General features: G+C 66.6%; 12 protein-coding genes and 1 pseudogene. 5 read left to right on the forward strand and 8 right to left on the reverse strand.

The window, feature by feature from the left end:
• Both BRAO375_RS14420 and BRAO375_RS14425 read left to right on the forward strand, forming a co-directional pair.
• On the forward strand, nt 1-512 hold a 512-nt coding region (locus tag BRAO375_RS14420; protein ID WP_035640317.1), incomplete at its 5' end, for an ABC transporter permease subunit.
• The gene (locus BRAO375_RS14425; protein ID WP_009028209.1) at nt 509-1,459 is read left to right on the forward strand and encodes an ABC transporter permease; all 951 of its coding nucleotides are present in this window, start codon (nt 509-511) and stop codon (nt 1,457-1,459) included. The genes BRAO375_RS14420 and BRAO375_RS14425, both read left to right, overlap by 4 nt.
• 312 nt (nt 1,460-1,771) lie before the next feature.
• On the opposite strand, the gene BRAO375_RS14430 is transcribed toward BRAO375_RS14425, so the two are convergent.
• Nucleotides 1,772-2,275 carry a DUF1993 domain-containing protein gene (locus BRAO375_RS14430; RefSeq protein ID WP_035640320.1) on the reverse strand — a complete coding sequence of 168 codons (504 nt, stop codon included), beginning with the start codon at nt 2,273-2,275 and terminating at the stop codon, nt 1,772-1,774.
• A gap of 264 nt (nt 2,276-2,539) precedes the next feature.
• Here BRAO375_RS14430 and BRAO375_RS14435 point away from each other — a divergent pair, with 264 nt between their 5' ends.
• The gene (locus BRAO375_RS14435) at nt 2,540-3,943 is read left to right on the forward strand and encodes a TAXI family TRAP transporter solute-binding subunit (protein WP_009028211.1); all 1,404 of its coding nucleotides are present in this window, start codon (nt 2,540-2,542) and stop codon (nt 3,941-3,943) included.
• An 18-nt stretch (nt 3,944-3,961) separates the two neighbouring features.
• Nucleotides 3,962-4,339: a VOC family protein gene (locus tag BRAO375_RS14440; RefSeq protein WP_009028212.1), complete on the forward strand. Its 378-nt coding sequence runs from the start codon at nt 3,962-3,964 to the stop codon at nt 4,337-4,339.
• 37 nt (nt 4,340-4,376) lie between these two features.
• On the opposite strand, the gene BRAO375_RS14445 is transcribed toward BRAO375_RS14440, so the two are convergent.
• The 7 genes from BRAO375_RS14445 to BRAO375_RS14475 all read right to left on the reverse strand — a co-directional run bounded on the left by BRAO375_RS14445 (nt 4,377) and on the right by BRAO375_RS14475 (nt 9,957).
• Nucleotides 4,377-5,144 (reverse strand): SDR family NAD(P)-dependent oxidoreductase, encoded by a 768-nt coding sequence (locus BRAO375_RS14445; RefSeq protein ID WP_009028213.1) that lies wholly within the window; start codon nt 5,142-5,144, stop codon nt 4,377-4,379.
• A gap of 84 nt (nt 5,145-5,228) precedes the next feature.
• Complete coding sequence (locus BRAO375_RS14450) at nt 5,229-5,459, reverse strand: tautomerase family protein (protein ID WP_009028214.1); 231 nt, start codon at nt 5,457-5,459, stop codon at nt 5,229-5,231.
• Nucleotides 5,460-5,485: 26 nt separating this feature from the next.
• Nucleotides 5,486-6,721 (reverse strand): lytic murein transglycosylase, encoded by a 1,236-nt coding sequence (locus tag BRAO375_RS14455; RefSeq protein WP_009028215.1) that lies wholly within the window; start codon nt 6,719-6,721, stop codon nt 5,486-5,488.
• Nucleotides 6,722-6,922: 201 nt separating this feature from the next.
• Complete coding sequence (locus tag BRAO375_RS14460; protein WP_009028217.1) at nt 6,923-7,120, reverse strand: hypothetical protein; 198 nt, start codon at nt 7,118-7,120, stop codon at nt 6,923-6,925.
• 216 nt (nt 7,121-7,336) lie between these two features.
• Nucleotides 7,337-7,582, reverse strand: coding sequence for a hypothetical protein (locus BRAO375_RS14465; RefSeq protein ID WP_009028218.1), 246 nt, complete (start codon nt 7,580-7,582; stop codon nt 7,337-7,339).
• A 120-nt stretch (nt 7,583-7,702) separates the two neighbouring features.
• Nucleotides 7,703-9,343 carry a phosphoglucomutase (alpha-D-glucose-1,6-bisphosphate-dependent) gene (gene pgm / locus BRAO375_RS14470; RefSeq protein ID WP_009028219.1) on the reverse strand — a complete coding sequence of 547 codons (1,641 nt, stop codon included), beginning with the start codon at nt 9,341-9,343 and terminating at the stop codon, nt 7,703-7,705.
• A gap of 152 nt (nt 9,344-9,495) precedes the next feature.
• Nucleotides 9,496-9,957, reverse strand: a complete 462-nt coding sequence (locus BRAO375_RS14475; RefSeq protein ID WP_009028220.1) for a hypothetical protein — start codon at nt 9,955-9,957, stop codon at nt 9,496-9,498.
• Nucleotides 9,958-10,366: 409 nt separating this feature from the next.
• Here BRAO375_RS14475 and BRAO375_RS38380 point away from each other — a divergent pair.
• Nucleotides 10,367-10,718 (forward strand): annotated as a pseudogene (locus tag BRAO375_RS38380) (hypothetical protein); the annotation flags it as partial.

A 10,718-nucleotide genomic window follows, 5' to 3' on the forward strand; every position in this document is an offset into this window, starting at 1 on the left:
ACTGGCTGCTGGAGATCATGCGCTTCAAGCCGCCCTTCGTGCCGTTCCCGATCCTCGCCGCGGCCGTGATCGCCGCGGTCGCCTATGTCGGCCTGATGCGCACCTCCTACGGCGCCATTCTGCGCGGCTCCGGCGGCAATGCGGTCGCGATCGGCCGGGCCGGCTGGTCGCTGTTGAAGGCGAAGATGACGCTGTTCGCCTGTGCCGGCCTGTTCGGCGTGCTCTCCAGCCTCGCGCTGATCGGCACCACGACCTCGGCCGACGCGAACATCGGCAACGGCTACACCCTGCTGTCGATCGCCGGCGTCATCCTCGGCGGCGGCGAATTCATCGGCGGCCGCGTCTCGCCGATCGGCGCCGTGATCGGCGCGCTGACGCTCGCGCTCGCCGCATCGCCGCTGCTGACCTTCATGCGCATCCCGCCGGACTGGCAGGTCGCCGCCAATGGGGCCATCCTGATCGTGGTGCTCGCCGCGCGCGTGCTGATCAGCCGCAAGGATGCGCAGCCATGAAGGCTACGCTCGCCAGCGTTCTGAGCAGGCCGTGGATCTGGTCGTTCATCGGCGCGCTCGCGGTGTGGCTGGCGGCCATCAGCTTCACCGGCGGCACCGGCGCCGGCGGCATGTTGACGGCGGCGCTGTCGCTGGCCGTGTTCACGGTCGTGGTCGGCGTCGGCCAGATGTTCGTGATCACGCTCGGTCCCGGCAATGTCGACCTGTCCTTGCCGGCCAATATCGGGCTTGCCAGCGCTGTCGCGATGACCGTGATGGCCGGCGACGATCAGCGCATTGCGATCGGCCTTCTTGCCGCGCTCGCTTGCGGCGCCGCGGTCGGCACGGCGAACTATCTCCTGATCTGGGCGCTACGGATCCCGCCGATCATCGCGACGCTGTCGGCGAGCTTCGTCATCCAGTCGATCGACATCAGCTATGGCCGCGGGCTGCAGATCAAGCCGCCGCCGGGGTTCGCCGATTTCACCAACATCCAGCTGTTCGGCATTCCGCTGCTGGCGGTGCTGACCGTGCTGTTCATGATTGGCGCCAACGTGGTGCTGCAGCGGACGGTGTTCGGCCGCTCCGTGCTGGCGATCGGACAGAACATGCGCGCCGCGCGGCTGGCCGGCATCCCCGTCAACCGGGTGCGCTTCTTGACCTACGTCCTGTCGGGCACGCTCGGCGGCATCAACGGCGCGCTGCTGGCCGGCTACTTCCGCGGCGCCAATGTCGACATCGGCAATGAATATCTGCTGGCCTCGATCGCCGTGGTCGTCATCGGCGGCACCTCGGTCGCCGGCGGCAAGGCCAACATCCCCGGCCTGTTCGGCGCCGCGCTGTTCCTGGTGCTGTTGCTGACGATGCTCAACACCTTCGGCGTCAGCGCCGGCGTCCGCCTCGTGCTGACGGGCCTGATCATCGTTGCGGTCATCACCGCGGCAAGCGGGACGACGCGAGAGCGCTGAGTGTGGTCTCGCGAGGCCTCGACAGTCCCTTTACGGCATCGCCGCGAACAGCATGAGTCGGGGAGTTATCAGCCCGGCGCGATGAGCCCGCCGCGGGCCGCCGATTGAGGCAGGTTATTGCAATTGACCGTCGGAGTGCTGCGCTCGTCCCTCTCCACGTGGTCAGTCATGCCGAGAACCACGTGGATGCCCGGGCCAAAGCCCGGGCATGACGGAGCAACTAACTGGCACATCGGTCGTGGTGAATACCACGTCGCATCATCTGCGATGGTGCTTATCCGTTGAGAGTGCACGACGCGAACGGGAAAGAGATCAGGCGACGCCCAGGAAGTCCCGCTTGCCGATCTCGACGCCGTTGTGGCGGAGGATGCCGTGCGCGATCGCGGCGTGGAAATAGAAGTTGGGAAACGAGACGCGGTTGACGAATTCCTGCCCCTTCAAGGTGAGGGTCGTGTTCGGTCCGCTCGGGAAGGTCACGTCGCGCTGATCGGCGCCTTCGAACTGCGCCGGTGTGAACGTCTTCAGGTAATCGACGGTCTTGGCGAGCCGCTGCCGCAGCTCGACAAAGCTCGTCTCGGTGTCGGGTGTGCTGGGGACCTCGCTGTGGGTCAGCCGTGCGCAGCCCTTCGCGGCGAAGTCGCAGGCGAGCTGGATCTGTCTGGAGAGCGGCAGCATGTCCGGGTACAGCCGTGCGCCCAGCAGCACCTCGGGCGCAATTTTTTTCGCCTCGCAATAGGCTTCAGCCTTGCTGAGCAGCCCGGACAGGCTGCCGAGGATCTGGAGGTAGGCCGGCACGGTCGAATCGTAAAAGGACATGATGCTCTCGCTGAGGGAGGAGACGGCGCAATGCTTGCGTATTCCCGAGATGGCGCGGCGGCCGAGAGAATGCAACTGCATCTTTCTGGATCTTGCGGACGCGGCCCTGTGCTCCTACCTCCAGCGGAGACAAATCGGGCACCCCCTTACCAAAGCTGGCCACCTGAACTCTCGGAGGCGCCTCCGGAACATTCCGGATCGATACCGGTTCGCCCAAGTTCCAGCACGCCAAGCCAGGACGCATTGCGCTCAGAGGGGCCGCTGATGTCACTGCCCGATCCAGTCAGGAGTGCTCACGATCGTCGTCAACGACGGTTGCTGATCGTGTTGGCTTTGGGATTCCTGGCCTTTGGGGCCGCTGCAGCCGCCCTGTTCTACGTCTTGCAGCCCGAGACTCTGCGGATCGCCGTGGGACCGGCGGGGAGCGACGACCACAAGCTCGTCCAGGCGATGGCCGACGCCTTCGCAGAGGAAAGCAGAACGGTCAGGCTCGCTCCGATCACGACCGGGGGAGCGGCTGAATCCCTGGCCCTGCTGGCGGCCGACAAAACCGACCTTGCGGTCGGCCGCGGCGACCTTGGCATGCCGGCCGACGCGCAAACGCTGGCCGTGCTGCGCAAGAACTATGTCGTGCTGTGGTCGCCGTCCGGGCGACGCGGCAGCGAGCCCAAGAAGAAGGCCAATGGAAAGATCGGCGAGATTGCCCAACTGGCGGGTCACAAGGTCGGCATCATCGGCAGGACCGGCGCCAACGTCGCCGTCCTCCAGAGCATTCTGGAGGGCTCCGGCGTGCCGCCCGACAAGGTCGCCACGGCTCAATTCGGGACAGACGAGATCGACAAGCTTGCGCAAGACCCCACCCTTGATGCCTATCTCGCCGTCGGTCCGCTCGACAGCAAAATCACGGTGGACGCCATTGCCGCGACGTCACGGGCGCGCGGAGCCCCCACGTTTCTTCCGATCGACGCATCCGAGGCCATTGCGCTGAAGCACCCGCGCTACGAGGCCGAGGAAATTCCGGCCAGCGTGTTCAGCGCGAAACCCGCCTGGCCGGAGGACAAGGTCGACACGATCAGCGTGAACCACCTGATCCTGGCCAAGAAGGAATTGTCCGAAGCCAAGGCTGCGGCCTTCTTCCGGCAGCTTTTCGCGGTCCGCGACACGATCATGCAAGGCCTGTCCGGCGCTGCCCACATCGCGAAGCCTGACACGGAGAAGGAGACCGAACCCTCCGTGCATCGGGGCGCCGCGGCCGTGATCAACGGCACGGAGCGAACCTTTCTGGACAAGTACAGCGACTACTTCTGGTTCGCCTTGCTTGTTCTGTCCGGCATCGGGTCGGCCGCCGAATGGCTGCGCCGCTATCTGAACCGGGATGATCTGGATGACGACAACAGCTCTCGCAACCGCATCCTTGCGGCGGTGTCGGAGGTCCGCAATGCGGGGTCGGAAAGCGACCTGCTGACACGGCAACGGGAGGTCGACGCAATCATCGCCGAGACCCTCAAGGACTATGACGATGGAGCCATCGAGCAGGAGGACCTGACCGCCTTCGGCCTGGTCCTCGAACTGTTCAATCATGCCGTTGCCGAACGGCGCGCGACGCTGCAGGGCGGCTCCGCCGATCAGACATGGGCCTCGGGTCCAACCCTCGCCTCGCGGCGATAGCAGCGACGGAGTGCACGAATGGCACCTTCCGGATCCTTGGTCGCCATCCTGCCGTGCAATGACCTCGACGCCTCGGAGCGCTTCTACAATCGTTTGGGCTTCACGCGTCCGAACAGCCAGAAGCCTGCCGCGGGTGAGCCCGACACTTATCGCATGTTGTCGAACTCCAATGGTGGTTATCTGCATCTGACCGATGCCGTCGAGGGATGGCTCACACCGGGCAGAAACCCTTTCGGGCTTTATCTCTACATCGAGGATGTCGACGCCGTCGCGCGCGAGTTTCAGCAAATTGCCGAAGACAAGCCCTGGGGGATGTACGAGCTCGCCGTCTCGGACCCCGACGAGACGCTGGTCCGCGTCGGCTGGCCGACCCGTCTACGCGCCGGAGCGGCCTAACGCGTCTGCAATTCTTTCGGTGACGTCCGAGGGCTCGTTAGGGCAAGGCAACGCCGGTCAGTTCGCCCAGTCTGGCAATCAGCGCGTCCTGGAACGCGGGCTCGGTCGCTTCGCGCGCCGGCTCCTGTTGCCGAAGGTGATGCCAGTAGCGCCCACTGACCAGGGCCTCGGGATCGTCACTTACCGCGAGCCAGGCCTGCGTCCGCTGTCCGGTGGCGATGTCGACTGGCGCACCCGCTCCGCCCATGCGGGTGCGCACCCAGCCGGGGTCGACGGCGTTGCTCAGGACCTCGGGCCAACGTCGCGCCAGTGCAAAAGCCAGCGCCACGACGTGCAGCTTGGTCTCGGCGTAGGCCTTGGCCGAATCCCAGGCCCGCTTCGTCCAATCGAGATCCGCCAGCGAGCCTTCTCCGCCGCGATGCAGCCCGCTGCTGAGATAGACCAGCCGGGCAGGGCGCTCGATCAGCGCCGTCAGCATATAGGGCGCGAGTGTGTTGACGGCGAGCGTCGTGGCATGTCCTTCCGGCGTGTCGCCACGACCCGGCTGCGCATAGACGCCGGCATTATGAATGACGGCGTCCATCCGCCCGATCGCGTTGACCTGGTCCGCGATGCGCCTCGTCTCCGCGGCGCTGCTGAGACTGCCGACCGCGATACCGGCCGACCGCGATCCCAATTCACCGAGGGCGGCCGCGCGCTCGGCCGTCCGCGCGTGCAACACCACGCGATGCCCTTGATCGAGAAGCGATTGCGCTGCGGCGCGGCCGAGCCCGTCGGTGCTGCCGGTGATGAAGACGATGGCCATGGGGGTGATCCTTTTGACGTGTCCCCGCGCGATCGTCGCTGCGGCCCATCACAACGCGCTCGGCGCGATCATGGCACCATCAGCTCATTGCGGTTCGTAGCCGGGCTTCTTGTAGATCGTGGCGGCCTTGTCGATAATGTCGGGACCGTACACCTTCGTCATCCATTCATTGGACGCAACGTCCTCGATGCCCACCGAGACGGAGTCTTCGCTGGAGTTGAGCGTGCGCGTCACCGCTTCGGTGAGGGCTTTCGCCAGCGCCTGCTTCTGCTGCTCGGTTCTGCCCGGATAGAGTTTGACGATGACGTGCGGCATGACCGTTGTCCTTCAGCCGTTGATGATCAGCGCGACGCCGTGGCCGGGGCTGGCGCGGCAGCCCGCGGCGTGCCGCCGCGCATCCGCGCCAGCAGCTCGGCCGTCGGCCAGGAGTCCGCCGGCAGCCCCAGCCGCTGCTGCATCGTCTTGACCGCGATCCGGCTCTGCTGGCCGAGCACGCCGTCGACCTTGCCGACGTCGAAGCCGGCCTTCACCAGCAGCTGCTGCAGCTCCTTGATCTCGTTGAACGGCAGCTGCGCCACGGGACCCGCGGGCTTGCGCATCGGCGCGGCGCCCGCGATCCGAGTGGCGAGATAGGCCGCGGTGGTCGAATAGATCAGCGAGTTGTTCCATTCGGTGTAGGCGGCGAAATTGGCATAGGCCAGGAAGGCCGGGCCGTTGCGGCCCATCGGCAGCAGCACCGAGGCTTCGAGCGCATCGTTCGGCAGCGGCCGTCCGTCGGCATAGGTCACCCCCAAGCCGGCCCATTTGCTGCGCGCCGCCTTGACGGTGAGATCGGCCTGCTCCCAGGGGAACGTCTGGGGCACGCGGATCTCCTCGAGCCAGGGCTCGCCGCGGCGCCATTTCAGGCCGGTCGCGATGTAGTTCGCTGTCGAGCCGATCACGTCGGGCGCGCTGCGCAAGAGGTCGCGCCGGCCGTCGCCGTCATAGTCGACGGCGTAGGTGACGTAGTGCGTCGGCAGGAACTGGGTCTGACCGAGCTCGCCGGCCCAGGAGCCGATCATCTCCGAGGGCGTGAGGTCGCCGCGATCGATGACCTTCAGCGCGGCGATCGTCTCGTTCTGGAAGCGCTCGCTGCGGCGGCAGTCATAGGCCAGCGAGACCAGCGACGGCAGCACCGGCAGATTGCCCATGTTGGAGCCGAAATCGCTCTCCAGACCCCAGAACGCGGCGATCACTGCCGGCGGCACGCCATAGTCCTTCTCGGCCCGGGCGAACGCCGCGGCATGCATCTTGATGTGCTGCTGGCCGTTCTGCATCCGGTACACCGCCGCCATGCGGCCGGCGAACTCGGTGAACAGCTGGCCGAACACGCGCTGGCCGCGGTCGCGGTTGACGATACCCTGGTCGTAGGCGAGGTAGGGCGAGGCGGCGGCAATCGCGCGCTGCGAGACGCCCTCGGCGACGGCGCGCTGCTTCAGCTCGGCGAGAAAGCGGTCGAAGCTCTGGCCGTTGTGGCAGGCCGCGGCGCGCATCGAGGGCGCGGGCTTCGGCCGTGGCGCCGCGGCCTCAGGCGCCATTTGCGCCGACGCGCTGACAACCAGCATGAACGAGGTTGCGAGCGCGCTGAAGGTGACGCGCAAGGCAGTCGAAGAGGTTCGCATCCGGTCTCACCGATCCCTGTCTAATCCCTTGTCGGAGCATCGATATCCGAACCGCGGCAAAAGGGGAACGGCCTTCATCCGACGCCGGCGAGGCAGACCGGCCGTCACGCGCAGCGGTCACCTGCCGCAGGGATGGCGATAGCTGCCGGCGGTGACGCAGACCCTCTTGCCGATCGCCCTGACTGGCTTCTTGGCGATGGACGGAAGGCCGGTCACGACGCGCGTTGCGGCCTTGGCCGGAGCCGCGCCGGCCGTCGCAGCCATCACGCTGAGGATGGCGGCGGAGGCGATCTTCGAGGAGATGCGCTTGATCATGACGAGAGTCCTTGATGCCGGGTGGTCAGCGGTATGTGTCGGACCATGCGCGATGCCGGACGCAACGAATGTGATCAGCCTCACCCGCAGCAGGGCCCATGCTTCCTTCGTGAGCCAACCCGACGCGAGGTCGCGTTGAGCGGCCGCATGTCTCCGGCACGCGAAAGCCCGCGAGAGGCAGGTCTCGCGGGCTCCGACGTGGTCAATGTGCAGCTGTCAGTATTGGACGCCCGGCCGATTGGGATAGTAGCCGCGATTGCAGGCGCGACGCAGCTTGTCGTCCCAAAGGGCGCGCTGAGATGGCGGATATGTCATGGCCACCTTATGCGCGTTGGTGAGGCAGTTCACATACGGCTTGTTGCCGACCCAGCTCAGATCGAGCGCGGCCGATGGCGCCGTCGAGCCCGCGAGCAGGGTGACGGCGAGAGTGGCCGCGGCAAGCAGAGCGATATTGCGGTTCATGATGATCGGTCCCTGAGATCTCGGCTGCGCGATGCAGCCTGTACAGGGACCATGCCGCGACCTGGCCGAGGCGTATGTGGCGATCCTCACACACGCCTCGAGCCCGCATGGCCGCGCTTGCTACGCCACCTTCGCCAGCGCCGCCTGCGCCTCGCTCTGGATGCGCTTGAGATGCTCGCCATCGCGGAAGCTCTCGGCATAGAGCTTGTTGACGTCCTCGGTGCCCGAGGGACGCGCGGCGAACCAGCCGTGGTCGGTCTCGACCTTGATGCCGCCGAACGACTGGCCGTTGCCGGGCGCCTTGGTGTGCACGACGCGGACGGGGTCGCCGGCGAGCTCCTTGAGGTTCAGCTTCTCCGGCGTCAGCGCCTTCAGCGCGGCCTTCTGCGGCGGCGAGGCCGGCACGTCGATGCGCTCATAGACGGGGGCGCCGAGCTCCGCGGTCAGCTCCTTGTACAGCTCGCTCGGATCGCGGCCACGCTTGGCCATGATCTCGGCGGCGAGCAGGCCGAGGATCAGGCCGTCCTTGTCGGTGGTCCAGACCGTGCCGTCGCGCTTCAGGAACGAGGCGCCGGCGCTCTCCTCGCCGGCGAAGCCGAAGCTGCCGGAGCCGAGCCCCTCGACGAACCATTTGAATCCGACCGGCGTCTCTACCAGCTTGCGGCCGAGCTTCCGCGCGACGCGGTCGATCAGCGAGCTCGAGACGATGGTCTTGCCGATCGCGGCATCGCCGCGCCAATCGGGCCGGTGCGCGAACAGATAGGCAATCGCGGTCGCCAGGTAATGGTTCGGATTCATCAGCCCGCCGGAGCGGGTGACGATGCCATGGCGGTCGGCGTCGGTGTCGTTGGCAAACGCGACGTCGAAGCGCTCGCGCATGCCGATCAGGCTGGCCATCGCGTAAGGCGACGAGCAGTCCATGCGGATCTTGCCGTCCCAGTCCGCGGTCATGAAGCGGAAGGTCGGATCAACGAGATCGTTGACGATGGTGGCGTTGAGGCCGTAGCGCTCGATGATCGGCGCCCAATAGGCGATTGCGGCGCCGCCGAGCGGATCGATGCCGATCTTGATCCCGGCCGATTTCACCGCGTCGAGATCGACGGTGTTGGCGAGATCGGCGACGTAGGGCGTGATGTAGTCGTGAGCGTGGATGGAGCCGCGCTGCTTGGCTTGCTTGTAGCTGATGCGCGAGACGCCATCGAGGTCGTTGGCGAGATAGACGTTGGCCTGGCGCTCGATCTCAGCGGTGGCGTCGGTGTCGGCGGGGCCGCCATGCGGCGGATTGTATTTGTAGCCGCCGTCCTCCGGCGGATTATGTGACGGCGTGATGACGACCCCGTCGGCGAGATGCGCCGTGCGGCCCTTGTTGTAGGAGATGATGGCATGGGAAATGACGGGCGTCGGCGTGTAGCCGCCGTCCTTGTCGATCATCACCTCGACGCCGTTGGCGCCGAATACCTCCAGGGCGCTGGCGAGCGCCGGCTCGGCCAATGCATGGGTGTCGATGCCGACGAACAGCGGACCGTCGAGGCCCTGCTGGCGCCGGTAGTCGCAGAGCGCCTGCGTGGTGGCGAGGATATGGTTCTCGTTGAAGCCGGTCTTCAGCGACGAGCCGCGATGGCCCGAGGTGCCGAATGCGACCCGCTGGGTCGGCTCGTGCGGATCGGGCTTCAGCGCGTAATAGGCCGTGATCAGCCGCGGAATGTTGGCGAGCGCGGCATTGGCGATCGGCTTGCCGGCTGCGGGGTCTGTCTTGGCCATGGAGCATCCTTCGCAAGTTCAAAAAACATCGGCGGCGCCGCTTCGTTCCGCCCGGCGACGACGGGAGGAACAAGGCGGCCCTGGCAGCCAACATGGCGGCGGGCGCTGATCCGATCAATGGATTTCATCCGGCGCGAGGCGCCGCTCCGCGCTCAATCCGTCAGCTCGTAGACGATATGGCCGGGCCCGACCAGCCGGGCGGTGAAGCTGGCGGTGCGGCCGGCCAGCGGCGCGAAGCGTCCGGAGGCGAGCTTGAAGGCGACCTTGCCGGTGGCCTCGGAAATGGCCGGCGCGCCGTTCCTCATGACCGCCGAGCCCGTCCCTTCGGTCAGCACCGCCACCGCATAGCCGTCCGAACTGCGATGCACGCCGGCGCCATACAGATAGGTGCCCTTCTGGTTCTCCCATTCCGAGGCGACATTGGCGGTGTAGGTCGCTCCCTTCATCAGCCCGTCGGTCCCGACGCACGAATATTGGAAGCTGACCAGCATGTGACCGGGACGGTCGCCGATCGGCTCGAGGCCCATCGTGCCGACGATCGTGCAGTCGTAGCGCGCAAGGGTGTCGGCGCAGGCGGTGCCGAGGCCGACGCAGAGGACCAAGGCACCGACCATGGCGCCGCATACAGCCGATGCTGCGCTGGAGATCCTCATCTGCTCGCCCCCGAGTCTGTCCGAGACAGCGCACACTACCATAAATCGCAACCGAATAGGTTGCTCTCGGCGGTGCATATTTGGCCGCGACGCCGCCCGGTCGCCCACGCCGGACGGCCAGCGCTGCCGGTTTGTAGGTGGGAGATTAACCACGCGGCATTGAGACGGCTGCTCGGGGCCGGCGAATAAGCGTGAGCTTAACGCATCACGCGAGAGATAGGAGACCAACGCAGACGCGCAGCTTGCGCGCAGGAGAGTCGTCAGGAGCGGAAAAGTGAGAGCGCTATGTCTCGGGGCGTTGGCCTTCGTGTCAGCCTTGGCGCTGGCGGGCTGCAGCCATCCCGTCACGCCGCAGGTCGCGGCGCCCTGTGTGAATTTGAACGGTGAGGCCTGCGCGGTCAGTCCCGCTGCAGAGCCCGCGCCGGCGTCTGCAGAGCCCGCTGCGAAGGTGAAGAAGCGTTCGGCCGTTGCGCGCCGTGCGGCCCTGCAGCGCAAGCACGCCCGCGCCGCCAAGCGGCGCGCGCCTGCCCCTGTGGTCGCCGCCGCCAGACCGGCAGCAAAGTCGATCGAGAAGCCGGTGCCGACGCCGCGGCCCGAGCCGGTTCCGCCGGCCGATGGTGCATCCGTGCCCGAGGTCAAAATCGCGCCGGTCGCCAAGGACGCTGCGCCCGCTCCGAGCAAGGTTCAGAGCGAGGTCATGGTGGCCGCGGTCAAGGTCGCGG

This window comes from Bradyrhizobium sp. ORS 375, from assembly GCF_000239775.1.
Lineage (GTDB): Bacteria > Pseudomonadota > Alphaproteobacteria > Rhizobiales > Xanthobacteraceae > Bradyrhizobium.

Excerpts from the sequence above, each read along its gene's own strand:
- BRAO375_RS14425 (WP_009028209.1), top strand. The coding sequence starts at position 509 with ATGAAGGCTACGCTCGCCAGCGTTCTGAGCAGGCCGTGGATCTGGTCG.
- BRAO375_RS14430 (WP_035640320.1), bottom strand. The coding sequence starts at position 2,275 with ATGTCCTTTTACGATTCGACCGTGCCGGCCTACCTCCAGATCCTCGGC.
- pgm (WP_009028219.1), bottom strand. The coding sequence starts at position 9,343 with ATGGCCAAGACAGACCCCGCAGCCGGCAAGCCGATCGCCAATGCCGCG.
- BRAO375_RS14445 (WP_009028213.1), bottom strand. The coding sequence starts at position 5,144 with ATGGCCATCGTCTTCATCACCGGCAGCACCGACGGGCTCGGCCGCGCC.
- BRAO375_RS14455 (WP_009028215.1), bottom strand. The coding sequence starts at position 6,721 with ATGGCGCCTGAGGCCGCGGCGCCACGGCCGAAGCCCGCGCCCTCGATG.
- BRAO375_RS14465 (WP_009028218.1), bottom strand. The coding sequence starts at position 7,582 with ATGAACCGCAATATCGCTCTGCTTGCCGCGGCCACTCTCGCCGTCACC.
- BRAO375_RS14440 (WP_009028212.1), top strand. The coding sequence starts at position 3,962 with ATGGCACCTTCCGGATCCTTGGTCGCCATCCTGCCGTGCAATGACCTC.
- BRAO375_RS14460 (WP_009028217.1), bottom strand. The coding sequence starts at position 7,120 with ATGATCAAGCGCATCTCCTCGAAGATCGCCTCCGCCGCCATCCTCAGC.
- BRAO375_RS14435 (WP_009028211.1), top strand. The coding sequence starts at position 2,540 with ATGTCACTGCCCGATCCAGTCAGGAGTGCTCACGATCGTCGTCAACGA.
- BRAO375_RS14475 (WP_009028220.1), bottom strand. The coding sequence starts at position 9,957 with ATGGTCGGTGCCTTGGTCCTCTGCGTCGGCCTCGGCACCGCCTGCGCC.
- BRAO375_RS14450 (WP_009028214.1), bottom strand. The coding sequence starts at position 5,459 with ATGCCGCACGTCATCGTCAAACTCTATCCGGGCAGAACCGAGCAGCAG.